20 protein-coding genes are annotated in these 23,410 nt (G+C 65.7%); 14 read left to right on the plus strand and 6 right to left on the minus strand.

Annotated elements, in window-relative coordinates:
- Positions 1-150 precede the first annotated feature (150 nt).
- Both FCT00_RS11595 and FCT00_RS11600 read left to right on the plus strand, forming a co-directional pair.
- On the plus strand, positions 151-1,626 hold the full coding sequence (locus FCT00_RS11595) for a leucyl aminopeptidase (RefSeq protein WP_138423135.1): 1,476 nt from the start codon (positions 151-153) through the stop codon (positions 1,624-1,626).
- Between the two features lies 1 nt (position 1,627).
- Positions 1,628-2,077: a DNA polymerase III subunit chi gene (locus FCT00_RS11600; protein WP_138423136.1), complete on the plus strand. Its 450-nt coding sequence runs from the start codon at positions 1,628-1,630 to the stop codon at positions 2,075-2,077.
- 228 nt (positions 2,078-2,305) lie between these two features.
- Here the strand turns inward: FCT00_RS11600 and FCT00_RS11605 are convergent, their stop codons facing one another.
- The 4 genes from FCT00_RS11605 to FCT00_RS11620 form a co-directional block, all read right to left on the minus strand.
- The gene (locus tag FCT00_RS11605) at positions 2,306-3,484 is read right to left on the minus strand and encodes an ammonium transporter (RefSeq protein WP_138423137.1); all 1,179 of its coding nucleotides are present in this window, start codon (positions 3,482-3,484) and stop codon (positions 2,306-2,308) included.
- Between the two features lie 162 nt (positions 3,485-3,646).
- Positions 3,647-4,117 carry a CinA family protein gene (locus FCT00_RS11610; RefSeq protein ID WP_138423138.1) on the minus strand — a complete coding sequence of 157 codons (471 nt, stop codon included), beginning with the start codon at positions 4,115-4,117 and terminating at the stop codon, positions 3,647-3,649.
- A gap of 2 nt (positions 4,118-4,119) precedes the next feature.
- Positions 4,120-4,611: a phosphatidylglycerophosphatase A family protein gene (locus FCT00_RS11615; RefSeq protein ID WP_008328646.1), complete on the minus strand. Its 492-nt coding sequence runs from the start codon at positions 4,609-4,611 to the stop codon at positions 4,120-4,122.
- Positions 4,608-5,738 (minus strand): bifunctional 2-C-methyl-D-erythritol 4-phosphate cytidylyltransferase/2-C-methyl-D-erythritol 2,4-cyclodiphosphate synthase, encoded by a 1,131-nt coding sequence (locus FCT00_RS11620; protein WP_138423139.1) that lies wholly within the window; start codon positions 5,736-5,738, stop codon positions 4,608-4,610. The genes FCT00_RS11615 and FCT00_RS11620 overlap by 4 nt, the downstream gene beginning before the upstream one ends.
- Positions 5,739-5,905: 167 nt before the next feature.
- Here FCT00_RS11620 and dusB point away from each other — a divergent pair, with 167 nt between their 5' ends.
- From dusB to hflX, 9 genes are all read left to right on the plus strand, one after another.
- On the plus strand, positions 5,906-6,889 hold the full coding sequence (dusB, locus tag FCT00_RS11625; protein WP_138423140.1) for a tRNA dihydrouridine synthase DusB: 984 nt from the start codon (positions 5,906-5,908) through the stop codon (positions 6,887-6,889).
- Positions 6,886-7,953: a two-component system sensor histidine kinase NtrB gene (locus FCT00_RS11630; protein ID WP_008328657.1), complete on the plus strand. Its 1,068-nt coding sequence runs from the start codon at positions 6,886-6,888 to the stop codon at positions 7,951-7,953. The genes dusB and FCT00_RS11630 overlap by 4 nt, the downstream gene beginning before the upstream one ends.
- Before the next feature lie 6 nt (positions 7,954-7,959).
- Positions 7,960-9,321, plus strand: coding sequence for a response regulator (locus FCT00_RS11635; RefSeq protein ID WP_008328659.1), 1,362 nt, complete (start codon positions 7,960-7,962; stop codon positions 9,319-9,321).
- 108 nt (positions 9,322-9,429) lie between these two features.
- Positions 9,430-11,685: a sensor histidine kinase NtrY-like gene (locus tag FCT00_RS11640; protein WP_407943656.1), complete on the plus strand. Its 2,256-nt coding sequence runs from the start codon at positions 9,430-9,432 to the stop codon at positions 11,683-11,685.
- Positions 11,686-11,701: 16 nt separating this feature from the next.
- On the plus strand, positions 11,702-13,138 hold the full coding sequence (gene ntrX, locus FCT00_RS11645) for a nitrogen assimilation response regulator NtrX (protein ID WP_008328662.1): 1,437 nt from the start codon (positions 11,702-11,704) through the stop codon (positions 13,136-13,138).
- A gap of 57 nt (positions 13,139-13,195) precedes the next feature.
- Positions 13,196-14,572 carry a Trk system potassium transporter TrkA gene (trkA, locus tag FCT00_RS11650; protein WP_008328664.1) on the plus strand — a complete coding sequence of 459 codons (1,377 nt, stop codon included), beginning with the start codon at positions 13,196-13,198 and terminating at the stop codon, positions 14,570-14,572.
- A 9-nt stretch (positions 14,573-14,581) separates the two neighbouring features.
- Complete coding sequence (locus FCT00_RS11655) at positions 14,582-16,108, plus strand: TrkH family potassium uptake protein (RefSeq protein ID WP_138423141.1); 1,527 nt, start codon at positions 14,582-14,584, stop codon at positions 16,106-16,108.
- A 139-nt stretch (positions 16,109-16,247) separates the two neighbouring features.
- Positions 16,248-16,484, plus strand: a complete 237-nt coding sequence (hfq, locus tag FCT00_RS11660; RefSeq protein WP_008328667.1) for an RNA chaperone Hfq — start codon at positions 16,248-16,250, stop codon at positions 16,482-16,484.
- Positions 16,485-16,486: 2 nt separating this feature from the next.
- Positions 16,487-17,770 carry a GTPase HflX gene (hflX, locus tag FCT00_RS11665; RefSeq protein ID WP_138423142.1) on the plus strand — a complete coding sequence of 428 codons (1,284 nt, stop codon included), beginning with the start codon at positions 16,487-16,489 and terminating at the stop codon, positions 17,768-17,770.
- A 281-nt stretch (positions 17,771-18,051) separates the two neighbouring features.
- On the opposite strand, the gene FCT00_RS11670 is transcribed toward hflX, so the two are convergent.
- A complete protein-coding gene (locus FCT00_RS11670; protein ID WP_138423143.1) occupies positions 18,052-20,535 on the minus strand; it encodes a penicillin acylase family protein in 2,484 nt (827 codons plus the stop codon).
- Between the two features lie 77 nt (positions 20,536-20,612).
- Between FCT00_RS11670 and FCT00_RS11675 the strand changes: the two genes are divergently transcribed.
- The 3 genes from FCT00_RS11675 to FCT00_RS11685 all read left to right on the plus strand — a co-directional run bounded on the left by FCT00_RS11675 (position 20,613) and on the right by FCT00_RS11685 (position 22,756).
- On the plus strand, positions 20,613-21,476 hold the full coding sequence (locus FCT00_RS11675; RefSeq protein WP_138423144.1) for an NAD(P)-dependent oxidoreductase: 864 nt from the start codon (positions 20,613-20,615) through the stop codon (positions 21,474-21,476).
- Positions 21,477-21,569: 93 nt separating this feature from the next.
- On the plus strand, positions 21,570-22,154 hold the full coding sequence (locus tag FCT00_RS11680; RefSeq protein ID WP_138423145.1) for a HupE/UreJ family protein: 585 nt from the start codon (positions 21,570-21,572) through the stop codon (positions 22,152-22,154).
- Positions 22,151-22,756, plus strand: a complete 606-nt coding sequence (locus FCT00_RS11685; RefSeq protein ID WP_138423146.1) for a hypothetical protein — start codon at positions 22,151-22,153, stop codon at positions 22,754-22,756. The genes FCT00_RS11680 and FCT00_RS11685 overlap by 4 nt, the downstream gene beginning before the upstream one ends.
- Here the strand turns inward: FCT00_RS11685 and FCT00_RS11690 are convergent.
- The gene (locus FCT00_RS11690; protein ID WP_008328674.1) at positions 22,753-23,319 is read right to left on the minus strand and encodes a lipid-binding SYLF domain-containing protein; all 567 of its coding nucleotides are present in this window, start codon (positions 23,317-23,319) and stop codon (positions 22,753-22,755) included. The two genes, FCT00_RS11685 and FCT00_RS11690, sit on opposite strands and share 4 nt — an antisense overlap.
- Positions 23,320-23,410 lie beyond the last annotated feature (91 nt).

A 23,410-nucleotide genomic window follows, 5' to 3' on the forward strand; every position in this document is an offset into this window, starting at 1 on the left:
TGGTCCAGGCGCGATCCTCCACCATATCTGGCGCGGGCGATTCCCCGTCAGGCGGACGTGGCGGACTGGTTGCACCGCCCCCGGCTTGGTGCTTACGTGGACAGAACGCGCGGCCAAGGCCCGCACCCCTACACCCCGACAGGAGACCCCATGACCGACGTCATCACCCCCGCATTTCAACCGCTCGACATCGAAACGCTCGCCGCCGCCGAGGGCCGTGTCGTCGTGCTCGCCCCGGACGATGGGAGCATGGACAAGGGCGCTCGCCGGGTGAACCGCCTGACCAAGGGCGCGCTGGAGCGGCTTTTGGGTTCTGACGGGTTCGGCAAGCTGAAGGCGGGCGAGGCGATGTCGCTGGCCTGGCCCGTGGGGATGGCCGCCGAGGCGGTCGACGTGGTGAAGATCGAAAAGCGCCTGACGCCCGAGCTTGCGCGCAAGGTCGGGGCCTCGATCGGGGCCAAGCTGAACGGCAAGAACGTTACGGTGATCGCAGGGTCGCACCGCAATCTGGATCAGTTGGCGCTTGGCGCGATGCTGCGGGCCTACGCTTTCGTCGCGCACAAGACCGGCGAGGCGGGCGAGGTCAAGGACAGCGCGCTGACCCTTCTGACCACACAGCCCGACCAGTGGACGCCGACCGTGGCCGGGATCAAGGCATTGGCCGATGGCGTCTTCCTGACCCGTGATCTGGTGAACGAGCCCTCCAACGTGCTGACCACGACCGAATTCGCCAAACGGGCCGAGGGGCTGAAGGAACTGGGTGTCGAGGTCGAGGTTCTGGAAGAGGCCGATCTCGAAAAACTCGGGATGCGCGCGCTTCTGGCCGTCGGGCAGGGGTCGGAAAGCCCGTCGAAAGTGGTCGTGATGCAATGGAAGGGCGGCAAGGACGGCGACGCGCCGGTCGCGCTCATTGGCAAGGGCGTCTGCTTCGATTCCGGCGGCATTTCGATCAAGCCCGCTGGCGGCATGGAAGACATGACGATGGACATGGGCGGCGCGGGCACCGTGACCGGCGTGATGAAGGCGCTCGCAGGTCGCAAGGCGGCGGCGAATGTCGTGGGGCTGATTGGTCTGGTCGAGAACATGCCGGACGGCAAAGCGCAGCGTCCGGGCGATATCGTCACGACCATGAAGGGCGACACGGTCGAGGTCATCAACACCGACGCCGAGGGGCGGATGGTGCTGTGCGACGTGCTCTGGTACGCGCAGGAACGGTTCAGCCCCGTGGCGATGGTGGACCTCGCCACGCTTACTGGGGCCTGCGTGATCGCGCTCGGCCATGAAAACGCGGGAGTGTTTTCCAACGACGACGATTTCTGCCGGGATTTTCTGAAGGCGGCCGAGACGGAAGAGGAGGGCGCTTGGCGTCTGCCGCTGTCGCCCGCCTACGACAAGGCGCTGGAAAGCGCCAAGGCCGATTTCAAACACGTCGGTGGCCGTCCGGCCGGCGCGACGACGGCGGCGCAGTTCCTGCAACGCTTCGTGAAGGACGGCGTGCCGTGGATTCACCTCGACATCGCGGGCGTCGCGGATGTGAAATCGCCCACGGCTCTGGCGCCGAAAGGGGCGACGGGTTGGGGCGTGCGCGCGCTGAACCGTCTGATCGCGGACAATTACGAGGGCTGAGGTGGGCGAGGCCTATTTCTACCACATGACCCGGACCCCGCTGGAAGACACGCTTCCGGTCCTGCTTGGGCGCGCGCGCGAGCAGGGCTGGCGGGTGGTGGTGCGCGGGCGCAACGAAGCGCGGCTCAGGTGGCTCGACGAAAAGCTGTGGATGGGCGACGGGTTTCTGCCGCACGGCATTTCCGGTGGTCCGCATGACGACGATCAGCCGATCCTCTTGACCACCGGCACGGCGACGGCGGACTGCGTCGTGTCGATGGACGGTGCCGAGGTCGCGCCGGACGAGGTGGGCGAGGCAGCGCGCGTCATGATCCTGTTCGACGGAAACGACGATGGGGCGGTCGAACGCGCGCGGGAGCAATGGCGGACGATGACCAGGGCCAAGGTGGTCGCGAAATACTGGTCGCAGGAAACCGGGCGCTGGCAGTTGAAGGCGGAAAGCGGCGGATAAGGATCGCGTCGGCGGGGGCCGGGGTGTTCGTGCGTCCAGGATACCAGAATACTAGGATTCTAGTATCCTAGTGCAAATATCGTCTCGTATTTTCAAAGACTTGCGGCCCACTCACCCCCTCAAAGGTTAATTTCCGCAACCTGGCCCATCCCTCCGAGCCACCCACCAAAACGTAAAACGCCGCCAGCACATTGCCGGCGGCGTTCGCATGTCTGTGCCTTGATCCGACTACGACACGGTGTCGTAGGCCCGCTCTCCATGCACCGTGATGTCGAGCCCGTTGGTCTCGGTCTCTTCGTCCACGCGCAGATGGGTGACGACGGCCACCAGCTTAATCAGCACGAAGGTCACGACGATGGTGAACACGCCCACGATGGCGAGCGAGCCGAGCTGCGCGGCCCAGGTTCCGGCACCGAAGACCGCGATCATGATGGTGCCGAAGATGCCGCCGACGCCATGCACCGCGAACACGTCGAGCGTGTCGTCGATCTTGAGCGTGTTGCGGATCAGGTTCACGGCCTCCTGACACAGGATGCCCGCGACACCGCCGATGATGAGCGCCTCGACCGGGCCGATGAAACCCGAGGCGGGCGTGACCGAGGCGAGGCCCGCGATGGTCCCCGTCACGATCCCGACGAGCGAGGCGCGGCCGAACTTGATCTTTTCCCACAGCGCCCAGGTGAGCGAGGCGGCGGCGGCCGACAGATGCGTGGCCGTCAGCGCCATCGCGGCGCCCCCGTCGGCGGCCAGTTGCGACCCGCCGTTGAAGCCGAACCAGCCGACCCAGAGCATCGAGGCGCCGATCATCACGAAGCCGGGCGAATGCGGCGGCTTCTTCTGGTCGCGACGCGGGCCGAGAAAGACCGAGATCATGATCGCGGCGAGGCCGGCGGTTTCGTGCACCACGATGCCGCCCGCGAAATCGCGCACGCCGGTGTCACCGAAGATCCCGCCGTCCGACAGGAACCCGCCGCCCCAGATCCAATGCGCGACGGGCGCGTAGCACAGAAGCATCCAGAGACCGGAAAAGGCGAGGACGAAGCCGAAGCCGATCCGCTCCACATAGGCGCCGACGATCAGCGCGGGGGTGATGATCGCGAAGGTCATCTGAAAGGCGAAGAACAGCACTTCGGGGATCGTGCCCGACAGGGTTTCCGCGTCGATGCCGGTGAGAAAGGCTTTGCCGAGCCCGCCCCAGATTGCGTTGCCGTCCCCGAAGGCGATGGAATAGCCCGCCACCAGCCAAAGCACGCTCATCAGCGCGGCGATGGCATAGACATGCATGAAGACCGAGAGCACGTTCCTGGCCCGTACCAGCCCCCCATAAAACAGCGCCAGCCCCGGCAGCGTCATGAAAAGCACCAGCGCGGTCGCTACGATGATCCAGGCGGTATCTGCCCCGTTCATTGTCCCCTCCTCTTGAATTGGTGGGCGGGGTGTTGCGGGCGCGGGAGGTAAGGGCAAGCCTCATTCCTGTGCGACGTGATTAATTTGCACGCAGTTCTCGCAATGCGCATGAAATACGCGCAGGAGTCGAAAAGATGACGCCAAAATAGGCGGAAGTGAATCTCAGGCGGCGGTGGCGCGTGCGGCGAGAAGCGCGAGCGCGTGGCGCATGGCCGCGTCGCGCACCGCACCGCGCCCGAGGGCGCCGAATTCGACCGTTTCGGCCTCGGTCGGCCCATGTCCGGTGATGGCGAAACAGACCCGGCCTTCGGGCTTGTGCTCGGAACCGCCGGGCCCCGCGATACCCGTGATCGACACGGCGAGGCTAGCGTTGGATCGCGCCAAAGCCCCCTCGGCCATTTCGCGCGCGATCTCTTCCGAAACCGCGCCGTGCGCGTCGAGCGTCTCCGCGCGGATGCCCAGCATCTCCATCTTGGCGGCGTTGGAATAGGTGATGAAGCCGCGCTCGAACACGTCCGACGATCCGGCGAAATCGGTCAGCGCGGCGCCGACCATGCCTCCGGTGCAGCTTTCGGCGGTGGCGATGGTGACGCCTTTGGACCGGCACAGGGCGAGAAGCTCGGCAGGCTCCATCGTCAGACCAGAATGATGAGATGCGACAGCGCGGCGAGGATCAGGACACCGATCCCGGCGAACACGCCTGCGATCACGTCGTCGAGCATGACACCGAGCGGGTCGCCGCGCCGGTCGGCCCAGCCGACGAGCCACGGTTTCCAGATGTCGAACAGCCGAAACAGCAGGAAGCCCGCGACCCAGCCGGGCCAGAGTTTCAGCACGTCGACCCCGACCCCCATCGCGCCGATGGACACGGGCAGGATGGCGAGCGCCTGACCGACCACTTCGTCGATGACGATTTCGGACGGGTCTTCGATGCCGAGCTCGGCGGTCATCTGCTGCGTGGCCCAGAGGCCGGCGGCGAACAGGACGACAGCGCCGATAGCGATGGCGAGCGGACCACCCAGTTGGTGCAGCGCCCAGATCAAGGGCAGGGCGAAGAGCGATCCCCAAGTGCCGGAGGCGGGCTTGAGGTAGCCGGTGAACAGAAAGGTGGCGATCACGCGGCTCATGCGCGCACCAGCGTCGCGACGGCCTGCGCCGCGATTCCCTCTTCCCGGCCCGTGAAGCCCAGACGTTCCGAGGTGGTCGCCTTGACGCTCACCCGGTCCACGTCCAGCCCCATGATCCGGGCGAGTTCGGCGCGCATGGCGCCCGCGTGCGGGCCGATCTTGGGGCGCTCGCAGATAAGCGTCACGTCGCAGTTCGAGATCGCGAAGCCTTTCGAGCCGGCCAATTCGACCGCATGGCGCAGGAAAATGTCGCTGGCGGCACCCTTCCACTGGGGATCGGAGGGCGGGAAGTGCTGGCCGATGTCGCCTTCGGCCATGGCGCCGTAGATCGCGTCGGTCAGGGCGTGCATCCCCACATCCGCGTCGGAATGGCCCTTGAGCGCCCGGTCATGCGGGACGGTGACGCCGCAGAGCGTGACGGCATCGCCGTCTTCGAAGGCATGCACGTCGAAACCGGTTCCGGTGCGTATGTCCACGCGACCTCCCAAAAGCTGTTCGGCACGGGCGAAATCGTCCGGGCCGGTGATTTTCAGGTTGGACTCGTCGCCCGCTACGATGGTCACGTCAAGTCCGGCAGACCGGGCCACCGCGACGTCATCCATCGCGTCGCCGTCATGGGCGCGGTGGGCGTCGAGGTAGGCGGCGAAGCGAAAGCCCTGCGGGGTCTGGGCGCGGAAAAGCCCGGTCCGGTCGCGGGTGCCGGTGACGTGGTCGTCCTCGCCGGTCCAGAGCGCATCGGTCACGGCAAGCGCGGGTGCGGCCCCGCCCGTCGTCTCCAGCGCGTCGATCACCCGGTCGATAAGGGCGTGGGTCGCAAGGGGGCGGGCCACGTCGTGAATGAGCACGCTGTCAGGGGGATCGCCCGCCAGCGCCTCGAGCCCCGCCGCGACGCTCGCGTGGCGGGAGGCGCCGCCCGTTGCGACGAGAACGTCGGTAAAGCCCGCCGCCTGACCCATGTCGTCCGGGTGCAGCACCATGACGATCCGCCCGATGCGGGGGTGAGTCCGAAAGGCATCGACCGTCCAGTCCGCCACGCGCCGCCCGGCGAGGCTGCGCCACTGTTTCGGCACGTCCCCGCCCGCGCGCGTTCCGCGTCCGGCGGCGACGATGATTGCGGCGATTTCCATGGTGTTCGTTTACGCTTTGCCCGATTGGAGGACAATGGCACAGGTTCCCGCAGGGCAATTTGCACAAATATCAGGCATATGCGGAATAATTCCCAAGCTGAACGCCACTAATTTGCGCTCTTTTGCTTGTCGTCCTATATCGAGTGCAAACGCACAAGGATTAAGCAGTGGCGATCTGCCTGTCCGAAAACCTGACCCTAGACCCACCCGTCTTTCTGGCCCCGATGGCCGGGATCACGGATCTGCCGTTTCGCGACCTCGTGTCGTCCTTCGGTGCGGGCCTTGTGGTGTCCGAGATGGTGGCGAGCCAGGAGATGGTTCAGGCCAAGCCGGGCACGCGCGAACGGGCCGAACTGGGCATCGAGATCGCCAATACGGCCGTCCAGCTTGCCGGCCGCGATCCCTATTGGATCGGCGAGGCGGCGCGGATGGTGGAAGCGAACGGGGCACGGATGATCGACATCAACATGGGATGCCCGGCGAAAAAGGTGGTCGGCGGCCTGTCGGGGTCGGCGCTTCTGCGCGACCTGCCGCTGGCGCTCCGCCTGATCGAGGCGGTGGTCGAGGCGGTCGAGGTGCCCGTGACGCTCAAGACCCGGCTCGGCTGGGACGACGATCTCATGAACGCGCCGACGCTCGCCGCGCAGGCCGAGGCGGCGGGGATTCGGATGATTACCATCCACGGTCGCACCCGCTGCCAGTTCTACAAGGGGCGGGCCGACTGGGGCGCGATCCGGGCGGTGAAGGACGCGGTGGACATCCCGGTGATCGCGAACGGCGACATCTGTTCCACGCCGGACGCGCGATCCGCCCTGAATGCTTCGGGCGCCGATGGCGTGATGGTCGGGCGCGGGACGGGCGGGCGGCCATGGCTGATCGCCGAAATCGCAGCCGAGCTTTTCGACGCGCCCGCACCGGACGTGCCCCAGGGTGCGGCACTTATCGACATGGTGCAGGGCCATTACGAGGCGTCGCTCAGGTTCTATGGCGACGCGCTCGGCAAACGGGTCATCCGCAAGCACCTTGGCTGGTACATGGACGAGGCGGGAACACCGCCCGATCTGCGCCGTCGCGTGTTGTCCGAGCCGGAGCCCGCGCGCGTCCTCGACCTGATCCCGACAGCCCTGAACGCCGCGAAGGAAGCTGCATGACCGACGACGAAATCCTTTGGAACTCGCTCCCGGTGCCGGGGCTCATCATCGACGGAAACGACGAGATCGTGGATGCGAATTCGGCGGCGGAGGCGTTTCTGAACAGCTCGTCCAAGAGCCTTGCGGGCAAGGCCGTGCTGGATCAGCTCGCCATCGCGACCAACATGGAAGGGGCCTTCGCACGGGTCAGGCGCGATCAGGGGGCGATGTTCATCAATTCGGTGGACGTGGGCACCGGCACCACCGCGCCGGTCGAATGCAACATCCAGATCGCGCCGATGATGCACACGAAAGACCAGCTTCTGATGCTGATGGAGCCGCGCAAACTTGCCGACCGGATGGGCAAGGCGCACGGAGTGAAATCGGCCGCCCGATCCGCCATCGGCATGGCCGAGATGCTGGCGCATGAGATCAAGAACCCGCTCGCCGGGATCACCGGGGCGGCGCAGCTTCTGTCGATGAACCTGTCGGCGGACGATCTTGAGCTCACCGATCTGATCGTGGCCGAAAGCCGCCGCATCGTGGCGCTTCTGGAGCAGGTCGAACAGTTCGGAAACCTGCGTCCGCCGGAAAAGCGCGAGGTGAACGTGCACGACCTTCTGGACCGGGCGCAGAAGTCGGCGGAGGTCGGATTCGCCGCGAAAATGTCGATCCATGAAGATTACGACCCGTCGCTGCCGCCGACCTACGTGGACCCGGACCAGTTGATGCAGGTGTTCCTGAACCTGTTGAAGAACGCCGCGCAAGTCGCGGGCGACGAAGGCGGAACGATCAAGATCCGCACGTTCTATGACCACTCGTTGCGACTCAGGCGGACCGACGGCACCGGCAACCGCCTGCCGCTTCAGGTCGAGATCATCGACAACGGGCCGGGCATTCCGCCCGAGATCGTCGATCAGATCTTCGAGCCCTTCGTGTCTGGGCGCGAAAACGGCACCGGACTGGGCCTCGCGCTCGTCTCGAAAATCATTTCGGACCACGACGGATGGGTGTCCGTCGATTCGGTCCCCGGCAAGACGGTGTTTCGGATTTCGCTACCCGTCGCACCCAAGGACAAGGAGTAATCCACGATGGACGGGACGGTACTGGTTGCGGACGACGACCGCACGATCCGCACGGTTTTGACGCAGGCCCTGACGCGGGCGGGCTGCCGGGTGCACGCCACCTCGTCGCTGGTCACGCTGAAACGCTGGGTCGAAGAGGGGCGCGGCGATCTGGTGATTTCGGACGTGATGATGCCCGACGGAAACGGGCTTGAGGCGCTGCCGGAGATCGCGCAGATGCGGCCCGATCTGCCCGTGATCGTGATTTCGGCGCAGAACACGATCATGACCGCCATTCAGGCCGCCGAGGCCGAGGCGTTCGATTACCTGCCCAAGCCCTTCGACCTGCCGGACCTGATGAAACGCGCCTCGCGGGCGCTGGAACAGAAACGGCGCGCGCCCTCGCCACGGGCCGAGGCGAAAGAGGGGGGCGACGACCTGCCGTTGGTGGGCCGCACGCCCGCGATGCAGTCGCTTTACCGGCTTGTCGCGCGGGTGATGAACACGGAACTCCCGGTGCTCATCACGGGCGAAAGCGGAACCGGCAAGAGCCTGATCGCGCGGGCGATCCACGACTTTTCCGACCGGCGCAACCTGCCGTTCGTGGTGGTGACGCCCGACGATCTGACGCCCATCGACGGGCCGGCGCGGGTGCTGTCGAAGGCCGGCCAAGGCACGATCCTGTTCGATGAGATCGGCGATCTCGATTCGGATGCGCAGGCCCGGATCACCCGGATGCTCGACAGCCTCACCGACCCCAGTCCGCGGATCATCGCCACCTCGCAGGGCGATTTGTCGGGGCGGATCAAGGAGGGCGGGTTCCGGCAGGATCTGTATTACCGTCTGGGCGGTGTCACGATCCCGGTTCCGGCGCTGCGCGAGCGGCTCGAGGATATCCCGTCGCTTGCCGAACACTTCCTCGCGCGGGCCGAGCGTGACGGCATGACACCGCGCGCTCTGTCCAAGGACGCGACCGAGGTTCTGCGCGCCTATCCGTGGCCGGGCAATGTGCGCCAGCTTGAAAATACCGTTCAACGCCTGATGGTTACGGGGTCGGAGGCCGAGATCAGCCGGGCCGAGGTCGAGGCCACCTTGGGCGCGCCGTCGGGCGGGCCGGTGCCTGCCGCGGACGAGGGCGAGAAGCTGTCGACAAGCGTGGCGCGCCACCTCAAACGCTACTTCGATCTGCACGGGGGCACGCTGCCGCCGCCGGGGCTTTATCAACGCATCCTCAAGGAAATCGAGGTGCCGCTGATCGAGATCGCGCTGGACGCCACGGGTGGCAATCAGGCGAAATGCGCCGACCTCCTCGGCATCAACCGCAATACGCTGCGCAAGAAGATCACCGAGTTGGAAATCGAGGTGACACGGCGGCGCAAGTTGATGTAAAACTGCCACAGCAGGGCCGTCGGTGGTGTCGTTTCGGGCACAGGCGGGCTGAGCGACGGGCGTGACGCGATACGAGCAGGCCCGGACCGACCTCGGAGCAGTTGAGTGATGGCGGCGCGCGGCGCAAAGCGACAATGGACACTGGAACGGCTGGCGCGGCTCAGGCGCTGGCGCCGGATGCAGTCGGTCATCACCGTCGGCATCGTCGTTCTGGGTCCGATCCTCGCGCTCGCGACCTACCTGATTCTCGGGCCGCTCGATCAGGGCGTGGCGAGCAACACGCTGCGTTTCGTTCTGCTCGGCGATTTCATCTACATCCTCGCGGTCGCGGCGCTGGTTCTGTCCGGGGTCACCCGGATGATCGCGGCGCGCCGGGCGAAATCGGCGGGGTCGCGGCTCCACCTGCGGCTGACCGGGGTGTTCGCGATCATCGCGCTGATTCCGACGGTGCTGGTCGCGGTCTTCGCCGTTCTCACCGTGAACGTGGGTCTGGAAGGCTGGTTTTCCGACCGGGTGAGCCGGGTGGTGGGCAACAGCCTCGAAGCCGCGCAGGCCTATGAGGAGGAACATCGCCAAGGGCTGGTGCAGGACGCCAACGCGCTCGCCGCCTATCTGAACCTGTCGAAAGAGGCGAACCGCTTTCTGACTGACGCGCAGCTTCGCCAGGCGTTGCAGCAGGCGCAGAACCAGATCCAGCGCGGGCTGCGCGAAGCCTTCGTGATCGACAGCAGTGGCGACATTCGCGTGCGCGGCGACCGATCCTATCTGTTCGACTACGAAGAACCCGACGCCGAGGATATCGCCCGCGCGTCCGAGGGCGAGGTCGTGGTGATCGAGGATTGGGACATCAACGAATTCCGGGCGCTGGTTCAATTGAACAGCTTCCCCGATCATTACCTTTACGTCTCGCGCAGCGTGGATGGCGAAGTTCTGAGCCTGCTGGACGAAACGCAGGAAACCGTCCTGTTCTATCAACAGCTTGAGAACCAGCGGGGCCGCGTCCTGTTCGAGTTCGGCCTGATCTACCTTGGTTTCGCGGCGATCCTCATCCTTGCCGCGACGTGGCTGGGCATGTGGTTCGCGGAACGCCTGTCGCGGCCTGTCGGGCGACTCGCAGGGGCCGCGCAACGGGTGGGCGAGGGCGATCTCGACGTTCAGGTGATCGAAGAGGACGGCGACGACGAAATCGCCACTTTGGGCCGTCAGTTCAACGCGATGACCCGGCAACTCAAGGGCCAGCGCGACACGCTGATCGCCAGCGCCGACCAGATCGAAACGCGGCGGCGTCTGTTCGACAGCGTGCTGTCGTCCGTCACGGCGGGCGTCGTGGGGCTGGACCCCGAGGGCAAGGTGACGTTCCTCAACCGCGCGGCGGCCAAACTTCTCGACCTCGCCGGGCCTGATCCATCGAATGTGCCGCTGTCGCTTTTGGTGCCGGAATTCGGGCCGCTCTTCGATCGTCTGCGCAGCGAGGCGCGCAGTCAGGTGCAAGAGGAGCTGGGGCTGACGCGCATGGGCAAGGCCGAACGCCTGCTGGTGCGCATCGCGCGGCGCTATTCCGACGAGGGCGCGCTCGAAGGCTACGTGATCGCCTTCGACGACGTGACCGACCTCGTTTCCGCCCAACGCGTCGCGGCCTGGGGCGACGTGGCGCGCCGGATCGCGCATGAAATCAAGAACCCGCTCACGCCCATCGCGCTGTCGGCCGAACGCATCAACCGCAAGTTCGGGCGGACGATGGAGGACGAGGATGCCGAGAAGCTCGAAGAGCTGACCGGGACCATCGTGCGCCAGACCGACATTCTGCGCCGGATCGTCGATGAGTTCTCGAAATTCGCGCGGATGCCGGAGCCCGAGAAGCGGCCCACCGATCTGGCGAAACTGTTGCGCGAGGCGGTGGTGTTGCAGGAAGCCGGGCAGGAGGGGGTCACCTTCGACGTGGACATCCCGCGCGGCGAACTGCCCGCCGAACTGGACGAGACGATGATCGGACAGGCGCTGACCAACCTTATCAAGAACGCGGGCGAAGCGATTGAGACGCTTCAGGAAAAAGGCGCGCCGGACGGGCATGTGCCTGAAATCCGCATCGCGCTGACCACTGACGAGATCGACGCGCGGATCACCATAGCCGACAACGGTGTCGGCCTGCCGGTCGACCGCGCCCGCCTGTTCGAACCCTACGTGACGACCCGCGACAAGGGCACCGGCCTTGGCCTGCCCATCGTGAAGAAGATTATCGAAGAACACGGCGGCACACTCGCCCTGACCGATGCACCGGATTTCGGCTCGGGTCAGATCGGTGCGATGGCCGTCATTACGCTGCCACTTCCGGCTGCCGCGGGGGCCTCCCGCGCTGCCGAATGACCGAATTGAGGGACCTATGACCGACATCCTGATCGTCGATGATGAACGCGATATCCGTGAGTTGATTTCGGATATCCTTGAGGACGAAGGATACACGACGCGCAAGGCGGGCACGTCGGACGAGGCGATGGCGGCGGTGACCAGCCAGCCGCCCGCGCTGATGATCCTCGACATCTGGCTGAAAGACAGCGCGATGGACGGGATCGACATCCTCAAGGCCGTCAAGCGCGACTATCCCGAGGTGCCGGTCGTCATCATCTCGGGCCACGGCAACATCGAGATCGCGGTGGCGGCGATCAAGCAGGGCGCATACGACTTCATCGAAAAGCCGTTCAACATCGACCAGTTGATGGTGGTGATCGCGCGGGCGATGGAAACCTCGCGCCTGCGTCGTGAGAACGTGGAACTGAAGCGCAAGGGAACCGGGCCGGTCGACATGATCGGGGCCTCGGCCGCGTTCAAGTCCCTGAAATCCAATCTGGAAAAGGTCATGCGCTCGAACGGGCGCGTGCTGCTCACCGGGCCCGCGGGATCGGGCAAGGAACTGGCTGCGCGCACGATTCACGCGGGGTCCGACCGCTCGGGCGCGCCCTTCGTCATCGTGAACTCCGCCGCGGTTGAGCCCGACCATATGGAAGAGGTTCTGTTCGGCAGGGAAAGCCCCGAGCGGGGCATCGAAGAGGGGCTGCTGGAACAGGCCAACGGTGGCGTGATCTACTTCGACGAGGTGGCCGACATGCCCCCCGGCACGCAATCCAAGATCCTGCGCGTGCTGGTCGAGCAGAGCTTCACCCGTGTCGGCGGGTCGGACAAGATACAGGTGGACGTGCGCGTGATTTCGTCCACCACCCGCAACCTTCAGGCCGAGATCGAAGCCAAGCGGTTCCGCGAGGAACTGTATCACCGGCTGAACGTGGTGCCGATCCACGTCCCGCCGCTGGCCGACCGGCGCGAGGATATCCCGGTTCTGGCCGAACATTTCATTAAGGTCTTCAACGCCACCCAAGGTCTGCCGCTGCGCGATCTGACGGATGAAAGCGTGGCCGTGCTTCAGTCGATGCCGTGGCCGGGGAACGTGCGCCAGTTGAAGAACGTGGTGGAACGGGTGTTGATCCTCGGCGACGGCACCGGCCCGATCGACGCGGGCGAACTGCCGGGCAGCGAAGGGGGCGACATGGGCGTCGCGCCGGGGGGCGGGATCATTCTGCCCACCGCGCTTGCGACTCTGCCGCTGCGCGAGGCGCGCGAGGCCTTCGAGCGGGAGTATCTGATGACCCAGATCAACCGCTTCGGCGGCAACATTTCCCGCACCGCGAACTTCGTGGGGATGGAACGATCGGCGCTGCACCGCAAGCTCAAGAGCCTCGGGATCGTGACCGGCACCAAGTCGGGTGCGCGGGTGGCTTACGTGGCCGAGGGCGAGGATGGCGAGGATCAGGCCGAGGCCTCCTGATTGACCCTTGGCCCGGTTCCTGCCAAGGGTTGAGCGACGACAAAGCAGGATGTCCGAATGAAAGTCATCATTTGCGGCGCGGGCCAGGTCGGCTGGCAGATCGCGCGCCACCTGTCGGGGGAACGCAACGACGTGACCGTCGTGGACAACAACCCCGATCTCGTCGCCCGCGCGACCGAAACGCTGGATGTGCAGGGGATCACCGGCTTCGCCTCGTATCCCGACGTTCTGGACAGCGCAGGCGCGCGTGACGCCGACATGGTGATCGCGGCCACCCATTCGGACGAGGTGAACATGGTCACCTGTCAGGTGGCGCATTCGGTCTTCGCCGTGCCGCGCAAGATCGCGCGGCTCAGGGCGCAAAGCTATCTCACCGCCATTTACCGCGACCTCTACCGGCAGGACCATCTGCCGATCGACGTGGTCATCAGCCCGGAACGCGAGGTGGCCGAGGCCGCGCTGCGCCGGTTGCAGGCCCCGACCGCCTTCGACACCGAGCGGTTCCTGAACGACCGGGCGACGCTTCTGGGGATCGCGCTGGAAGAGGACTGCCCGGTGGTGAACACCCCGCTCAGGCAGCTCACCGACCTGTTCTCGACCCTGAACGCTATCGTCGTGGGCGTGCGGCGCGAGGGCACGCTGTTCGCGCCCGAAGCCAATGACCAGTTGTTCCCCGGCGACCAGATCTATGTCTTTTCCGAAACAAAGGACGTGAACCGCACGCTCGAGATTTTCGGCAAGCAGGTGAAGCGGCAGGAGCGCGTCGTGATCCTTGGCGGCGGCAACGTGGGCCGCGCCGTGGCCGAGGCGCTGGAAACCCGGACCGACCGGGTGCGCGCCAAGATCATCGAGCTTGACCGAGGCGTGGCCGAACGGGCGGCGGATTCGCTGGAACGGACCGTGGTTCTGCACGGCAACGGCATGGACAAGGAACTGTTGAAAGAGGCCGGGATCAGCCGGGCCGACGCGGTTCTGGCCGTCACTTCGGACGACAAGGTGAACATGCTGGCCGCCGTGCGCGCGCGCAACATGGGTTGCCCGATGTCGATCTGTCTGGTGAACGATCCGTCCTTGGTGCCGTTGATGGAGCCTCTGGGCGTCGACGCCTATATCAACCCGCGCCAGACCACGGTGTCCTCGATCCTGCGCCATATCCGGCATGGTCGGGTGCGCGGCGTCTATTCGGTCGGCGATGCCGAGGCCGAGGTGATCGAAGCGCAGGTTCTGTCGACCAGTCCCATGGCCGGGAACCGGATTGCCGACATCGATTTTCCCGAGGGCGTGCTGGTCGGCGGGGTGCTCAAGGGCGACCGTTATGTGAAGCCCGCCGGCTCCACCCGGATCGACGAAGACGACGTGGTGGTGATTTTCGCCATGGCCGGGGACGTGCCCGAGGTCGAGCGCCTGCTTCAGGTCTCGATCGACTACTTCTAGCCGCGCGCGATGTTCGAGACGCTCGCCAAGCTTCCGCTTCTGGTCACGGTCATCGGCCTGTGCGCGCTGGCCATGCTGCTCCCGGCGGCCCATGCTTTGGTGATGGAAGACGACCACGTGGCGGGGACGTTCTTTCTGTGGTCGATGCTGTCGCTGGTTTTCGCGCTGATGCTCGCCATCGCCATGGCGGGGCAAAGCCGCTCGGACCGGCCGCGCCGTCACCTGATCGGGCTTCTGTTCATCTTCACCGTCCTGCCGCTGCTGCTGGCGATCCCGTTCCAGCAGGCGGTGCGCAACACCTCGTTTCTGAACGCCTATGTCGAAATGGTGTCGTCCCTGACCTCGACCGGGGCCACGCTGTTTCACGAGCCGGGGCGGCTGTCGCCCTCGATCCACCTGTGGCGGGCGACCGTGGGCTGGCTGGGCGGCCTGTTCGTCTGGGTCAGCGCCATCGCTGTGCTGGCGCCGATGGCGCTTGGCGGGTTCGAGGTGCGGGCGCGGCGTATCGCGACGCAGGGCGCGCAGATCACGCAGATCGAAAAGGTCGCCGATCTTTCGGCCCGTGTGCGGACCTATGCGATCCGTCTGTTCCCGATCTACACCGGGCTGACGGCGACTCTGTGGCTCGGCCTGATCCTCGCCGGTGAGACGCCGCTCATCGCGCTGTGTCACGCCATGTCGACGCTGTCGACCTCGGGGATTTCCCCGGTGGGCGGGGTCGCGAACGGCGCGTCGGGCTATGGGGGCGAGGTGATGATCGCGATCTTCATGATCTTCGCGGTGTCCCGTCTGGCCTTTTCGCGGGACGGGCAGGGGTCGGAAATGGCGCGGTTCATCCACGACCCGGAAGTGCGACTCGCCACGATCATCGTCGTCGTCGTGCCGCTGTTTCTGTTCGCCCGGCATTTCATGGGCGCCTATGAGGTGGCGAGCGAGATGACGCTGTGGTCCGGCCTCGCCTCGCTTTGGGGGTCCGTTTTCACCGTGCTGTCGTTCCTGACCACGAACGGCTTCGTCTCGAACGCATGGAACACGAGCCAGGCCTGGTCGGGCCTGTCGACGCCCGGCCTGATCCTCATGGGGCTGGCCCTTGTCGGCGGCGGCGTGGCCACCACGGCGGGCGGGGCAAAGCTTCTGCGCGTCTGGGCGCTCTACCAGCATGGGCGGCGCGAGCTCGACAAACTCGTGCATCCGAACTCGGTCGCGGGGTCGGGGAGCGAGGCGCGCCATATCCGCCGCGGCGGGGCCTATATGGCATGGGTGTTCTTCATGCTCATGACGCTTTCGGTCGCGGTCGTGATGATGGCGTTTTCCTTCACCGGCGAGAATTTCGAGCAATCCGTCGTGCTGACGGTCGCGTCGCTGACCACCACCGGGCAACTGGCGGAACTCGCCGCCTCGGAACCGATCCGATACGGGCTCCTGTCGACCTCCGGCAAGTTGGTGTTGTCGGCGGCGATGGTGCTGGGCCGTCTCGAACTCCTCGCCATCGTCGCGCTTCTGTCGCCGGATGTCTGGCAACGGCGTGGACGGTGAGCCGGGGACCGGGGTGCAAAAGATTTCGGCAGAGCGATTATTTTTGGGGGGTTTAAATTCCTAACGCCTTCATTACTATTGAAAGAGTTAGGGATACCTGCCGTCTTGCGGCAGCACGATAAAACAAGGGCAATAAGCGATGGCTGCTGACAAGCAAAACCTTCAGGACGCATTCCTGAATCACGTCCGCAAGGCCAAGGTGCCGGTGACGATCTTCCTCATCAACGGGGTCAAGTTGCAGGGCGTCATCTCGTGGTTCGACAACTTCTGCGTGCTCCTGAAGCGGGACGGGCAGAGCCAGCTTGTCTACAAGCACGCCATTTCCACCATCATGCCGTCGCAGCCGATCAACCTCTACGACGGCGACGATAACTGATTTTGGAACCGACGGGCGAGCCGGGCGCGACGCGCGCCTGGGTCATTCATCCTGAATTGACCTCGGATCAGGAGCGGCGGGACGCAGGGCCCGCGCTCGAGGAAGCCGTGTCCCTTGCGCTGGCCCTGCCGGGGCTCGAGGTCGTGGGCAGCCAGATCGTGCGCCTGCCCAAGCCGCACCCCGGCCACCTGTTCGGCACCGGCAAGACCGAAGAACTGGCCGCACAGCTCAAGGCCAACGAAATCGAGCTGGTTCTGATCGACGGGCCGGTGTCGCCGGTGCAGCAGCGCAATCTCGAACGCGAGTGGAAGGTCAAGATCCTCGACCGGACCGGGCTGATTCTCGAGATTTTCTCGGACCGCGCCGCGACCCGCGAGGGCGTGCTTCAGGTGGAAATGGCCGCGCTGTCCTATCAGCGCACGCGGCTGGTCAGGGCATGGACCCACCTTGAACGTCAGCGCGGCGGGCTCGGCTTCGTCGGCGGCCCCGGCGAAACCCAGATCGAGGCCGACCGGCGCGCTATCGACGAACAGCTGACCCGGCTGCGCAAGCAACTGGCAAAGGTCGTGAAAACGCGCGAGCTGCACCGCGCCGCCCGTGCCAAGGTGCCGTTTCCGGTGGTCGCGCTGGTGGGATACACCAACGCGGGCAAATCGACGCTGTTCAACCGCATGACCGGGGCCGAGGTCATGGCGAAGGACATGCTCTTCGCGACGCTCGACCCGACCATGCGCGGCGTCGATCTGCCCGGCGGGCGCACGGTGATCCTGTCGGACACGGTGGGCTTCATTTCGGACCTGCCCACGCAACTCGTCGCCGCCTTCCGCGCGACGCTGGAAGAGGTGCTGGGCGCGGACCTGATCCTGCACGTGCGCGACATCGCCCATGACGAAACGCAGGAACAGGCCGAGGACGTGCTCGCGATTCTCGAAGATCTGGGCGTGGACGAGGACGTGCCGCTGATCGAGGTCTGGAACAAGATCGACAAGCTCGACGACCAGACCCGCGCCGCTTATCTCACACAGGCCGACCGCACGGACGAGGTGGTGGCGATGTCGGCCTGGACCGGCGAAGGGGTCGATGCGCTTTATCCCGCCATCGACGCGGCGCTGAGTGTCGAGACCCGTGAGGAAGATCTGCTGATCCCGTTTTCCGAAGGGCGCAAGCGGGCCTCGCTTCATGAAACGGGCGTGGTGCTTGACGAGGTGCAGACCGAGGACGGGTGGGAAATCACCGTGCGCTGGACCGACAAGCAGGCCAATCAGTTCCACAAATCCCACGCATAGACCGGCCGCCGCCAGAGGGCGTTCGGCGACGGCCAGCCTATTACCGTGAGTGACGGCAGGTTGCCCTCGCGTTGCGAAGCGTTCGGGATCAACCGAGGCGCTATATGACGATTGCGTGACGATTTGCCTACCCCTTCGAAATTGCGGATAGGCCAATAATTGCTGACCGAATCATTCTTCGTCTGACCAGTTGGTCTAAAACGGAACAAGATCAAACCGCTAAGACGCGGCGCTGCGAAAACGCCGTTTTCCGTGACGTAGCGTCATAAATGACCAAGTGTTCAGTTCTGGGGTCCGGCCGGGGTCAGAACCGTCGTCCCGACCGAGGCGGCGCGGGCCAGATCCGGGTCCAGAGACATCGGCACATATTCGCCGCGCCGCCACAGATCGCCCAGATCGTCGTAATGGCGCGACAGGAAATGGCCCGATTGCCCGGTCGAGGTGATGAACAGCGACGAATCCGGGTCGGCGAAGTCATAGACACCCCGGTAGCCCGCACCATGCACGTTCAGGAACGGGTCGGGGTCGCGCCCCGAGGTCTTGCCGCGCAACAGCGTGTTGTCGCCGCCCGAGGTGGACTGGCGGATGTTCACGAACCATTTCAGCACGGGCAGATCGCCCAGCACCTGATGGTCATGCGTGGCCTCGTGCGCATCGCCCCAGCGCAGGCTTTCATAGGAACTGCCGTAATGCTCGTCGATCCACAGGAGCGCGTCGTCCAGCGCCTCGCGCGCGATCTCGGTGCAGGTCTCGGTGGGGGCGGACTGCACCACGTCGCACCAGACGTTCGCACCGTCCACGTCGCGATAGACCCGTTCGATGAAGATCGGCTCGACATGGTGGAACACGGTGGCGAGCGGCCCCATCTCGTCGCGGATCAGGCGGTTTTGAAGCGCGCGCATCCATGCCATGTAGATCAGCGGTTCCGGCAGATGTTCGTTCATCTCGCCGTTCCAGTTGGCCAGCAGGTCCAGCGCCTGTTGCCGCTTGCGGTCGGGCGTGCCTTCGGGCGCGGCTTCGCCGGTGAACCACAAATCGGCCCCCACGAGCGGCAGAAGGTTGCGCGCGGTGGGCGACACGATGTCGAGCTGGGCCTCGATGAAGCTTTCGCGGGTGTGCACCTCGCGGTTCTGCATCAGGAATTCCCACCGCTGGATGCGTTGGCTGTCGCCCCAGTCGTAACTCACATGGAGCGGAAAAGGCCGCTCGAGCAGCTTGTTGTTCGTGTTGCCGACGATCCCGCCCGAGGGCGAGACGAACTGCGGATTGGCCGCATAGGCTTCGCGCCCGACCCAGCGGTTCTCCTCCCGCCAGCCGGGGGCGGGCAGGCGACCGAAGGTCATGTGATCGGCGTCGCGGCGCGGCATGGCGCCGATGGTCTTGAGCGCGATGGTGTCGCGGTCGATCATCGTGACGTTCTGGCTGGGGGCCACGAAATCACGACCGGCCTCGATCCCCTGAACGACCGACTTGGCCTGCATCAGTTTCATCGCGGCGGTCATGGAGCGGTCGTTGCCGGCCAGCAGCGTCCAGCCCAGCGCGGCGACGTGACCGGGCGGGGTGACCGAGGCGAGGTTGTAGTGCTTGCCGGGGATGATCGGGCCGTTGTCGGACCATTGCAGGTTGATCGTGACAGGCGCGGCATCCTTGACCCGGATGATCGACGACCGCTGCGTCAGGGGCTGGTAGCCAAGCGGGGTCATTACCTCAGCGGGGTTCTCGGGGTTCACCTTTTCGATGAACACGTCCTGATCGTCGAGGTAGGACGATGTGAGGCCCCATGCGAAATCGGCGGACCGGCCAAGAAGGACCGCGGGCACACCGGGCAGCGTGCCGCCGATGACGGCGCCGGAAGCCAGCTCCAGCCGCGCGAGATACCAGATGGTCGGGGCCGAAAAGCCAAGGTGCGGGTCGTTGGCCAGAAGCGTGCCGCCTGCCGCAGAGCGATCCGGCGCGGCGGCCCATGCGTTCGACGCGCCGCCCAGCCCCCGGTCCGCCGCCGGGTAGAGCAGCGCATCCTCCGGGCTGTCGTCATAGGCCGCGAACTGCGTGGCGTCCGGGCGGTCGGGGAACAGCGAGGCATAGTCGGGCAGGGCGGCCACGCCGCTCCCCGGCATGTCGGGCAGGATGTCGGCCACCCGGTCCTCGTCCAGCGACAGGGAAACGCGGGCGCGCAGAACCTCCTCCTCGATATGCCCGGCGAGTTGCACGCCCATGAGCTTGAGGATCGCGATGGAATCGGCGGGCACCCACGGGGAAATGGCGTTGTCGAACAGGAAGAATTCCGGCGCGCCGCGCCCCAGCGCCTCGTCGTTCACCCGGTCGAGCCACGCGTTCACACCACGCGCATAGGCGGTGAGCGCTGCCTTGGTCGCGTCGTCCTGTGCCTCGACCGACGCCTGTGCGAGCCGGTAAAGGTCGAGCCGCCGCATCAACTCGTCGGTCTTGAGCGTCCGGTCCCCGAACATCTCGGACAGGCGGCCCTGCACCGTGCGGCGCATCGTGACCATCTGCCAGAGCCGGTCCTGCGCATGGGCATAGCCGAGCGCGAAATAGACATCATTGTCGGTCTTGCCGAAGATATGCGGCACGTCGTGGTTGTCGCGCACGATCTCGACCGGGGCTTCCAGCCCGATCACGCTCCGCTCGGCCTCGTAATCCGGCAAAGACCGGGATGCGAGGTAGTAGACGAAGGCGAGCGCGAGAACGGCGAGCACCAATACGGCACTCACACCGCGCACCATCCATTTGAAGAGAGACGCCATGGGACCCTTTGTTGACCTGTCCGCTGCCCCCGTTCATTAAAGGCTCCAAACAACAGGTGCAATGAAGGGAGAGCGAGATGGCCAAATGCGCATTTCTGGGGCTTGGCGTGATGGGATACCCGATGGCGGGCCACCTTGCGGCCAAGGGGCATGAGGTAACCGTCTACAATCGCACGGGCGCCAAGGCCGAGGCCTGGGTCGCCGAGCATGGCGGGCGGGCGGCAGCCACCCCGCGCGAAGCGGCGGAGGGTGCCGAATTCGTGATGGCCTGCGTCGGCAATGACGACGATCTGCGGGCGGTCTGCACCGGCGACGATGGTGCATTCGCGGGCATGAGTGAGGGCGCGATTTTCGTTGATCACACAACGGTGTCGGCGATGGTGACGCGGGACATGGCCGAGGTCGCGGGCGAGGCCGGGATCGGTTACGTCGACGGGCCGGTATCGGGCGGTCAAGCCGGGGCCGAAAACGGCGTGCTCGCCATCATGTGCGGCGGGGCCGAGGAAACCTTCGCCAAGGCGGAGCCGGTGATGCAGGCCTATGGCCGGTCGATCAAGCGGCTGGGCGACACGGGCGCGGGGCAGCTCACCAAGATGGTGAACCAGATCTGCATCGCCGGGCTGGTGCAGGGCCTGTCCGAAGGGCTGGCCTTTGCCGAAAAGGCCGGGCTGGACGGGCGCGCGGTGGTCGAAGCGATCTCGGGCGGTGCGGCCGGAAGCTGGCAGATGGTCAACCGGCACGAGACCATGCTGGACGACAAGTTCGATCACGGGTTCGCCGTCGACTGGATGCGCAAGGATCTGGCGATCTGTCTGGCCGAGGCCGAACAGACCGGGGCGGCGCTTCCGGTCACGGCGCTGGTCGATCAGTTCTACAAGGACGTGCAGAACATGGGCGGGAACCGCTGGGATACCTCGTCGCTTATCAAGCGGCTGCGGTGACCCGCCAAAAAGCGCGTCTGGTGAAACTGACCGGCCCCCGTTAGCGTGACTTAAAGAACAATCGGCGGACAGACCGCCGGAAAGGGAGAGATCATGCGTATCACGAAAACCTTCGCGGCGGCGCTGCCGCTCATGCTCGTCGCCTCGGTCGCGGCGGCCCATACCGACAGCGATGTGGGCGGGTTCATCTCGGGCTTCACCCATCCGATCCTCGGCTGGGACCACGTGATCGCGATGGTCGCGGTCGGCCTGTGGGGCGCGTTCCTCGGTAAGCCTGCGATCTATATCCTGCCGGTCGTCTTTCCGCTGGTCATGGCGGTGGGGGGCGCGCTTGGCGTTCTTGGCGTGCCGATCCCGGCGGTGGAGACGGGGATCGCGCTGTCGGGCGTGGTGCTTGGCCTGCTGATCGCTTTCGCGGTGCGTGCGCCGCTTTGGGTCGCGGGCGTGATCGTCGGGGTATTCGCGATTTTCCACGGCCATGCGCATGGCACCGAACTGCCTGATGCGGCGAACCCGTTCGCTTACGGTATCGGCTTCGTGATCGGCACCGGGCTTTTGCACCTTGGCGGGATCGCGCTGGGGCTGCTGGTCGGTTCCGCCGCTGGCCGGATCGTCGTGCGTGCGGCGGGAGCGTTGATCGCCGCGGTCGGTGCGGCGTTCCTGTTCGGCGTCGCGTGAAGCGCCTCGTCCTTCCTCTGATCCTCGTCCCCGGCGCGGCGAACGCCCACGCGTTCAGCACCGGAGCCGATGCCTATGGCGCGTTTCTGGAGGGGGCCGGGGTCATTCTGGGCTATCCCGCGCTGATCCTGCCGCTCGCAACGCTCGCCGTCGCCCTTGCCCTGTGGAAGACCGAGGGGATGGTGGCCGCCTGGCCCGCGTTCCTGATCGGTCAGGTGATCGGCATGGCGCTGGCACCGTTGGTGGGGCTCTGGATCGCGCTCGTCCCGCTCGCCTTCGGGCTGGTGCTGGGCGCGCTGTCGGCCATCGCGCCGCTCGAACGCCTTGGCCCGGCGATGCCGGTCTTTGCCGGTCTCACCGGGGCTGCGGTCATGGCTGCGGCACTTGAGGGGCACAGCTTCACCGAGATCGGGGTTGCGATCCGGCTGGGCCTTTTCGTCGCGGCGAATATCGCCACGGCGGCACTGGCCGGTGTCGTGCGTGTGATCCTCGACCGATGGGACGGGCAGGTGGCCCGCATCGGCGCGCGGATCGCGGCGTCATGGCTGGCCGCGATCCTCGTGCTCTATCTCGCCTTCGCCGTGGCTGGCCCCGCGGTTTAGGGAATGATCCGGGTGTATTTCGACCCTTCGACGGTCGCGCCCACGATCAGCCCCGCCGTGCCGAACACCATGGCCACAACCGGCGTCGTGCCTGCCAGCGTGTCGGCCGAGAACCGGTCGCCCTCGTTCAGAACCGCATACTTGATGTCCGCGCCCGCGACCCAGCCGGGGGAATAGCGGAACTCGCCCAGCGCATCCTCGGTCATGAAGAACAGGACGTGGGCATATTGCTGCGCGCCGACCTGAATGCCGAGGCTCGCCTTGGTCTGCGAGTAGTAATCCACCGTCGCGCCGCCGACCCGGAGTGCGCCGCGCCCATAGGCGCCGCCGACGAGGATGCCCGCCTCGGTCACCAGCGGCATGACCAGCATACCGACCGATTTCGACCGCAGATCCTGCGCCTCGGGATAGGTGGAGAAGAGATAGTTCAGCGTGCTGTCGACCCGTGCGTCGATCGTGCCCGCCGCGTTCGAGCCCATGCCGTTGTCGCAGCCAGCAAGCGCAAGGCTCGCGCCCGCGCCCCCGGCGGCCAGAAGGACCCCACGTCTGGTGTATGTTTTCATGCCCGTCGCCTCTGTGTTGTGGCTTGCCGGGTCTTCGCCCGGATTGGGGGCAAGTCTACGCGAGTTGGGCGGGCCTGTCACGCAAGGGTGA

The organism is Maritimibacter alexandrii (assembly GCF_005871115.1).
GTDB classification, from domain to species: Bacteria; Pseudomonadota; Alphaproteobacteria; order Rhodobacterales; family Rhodobacteraceae; genus Maritimibacter; species Maritimibacter alkaliphilus.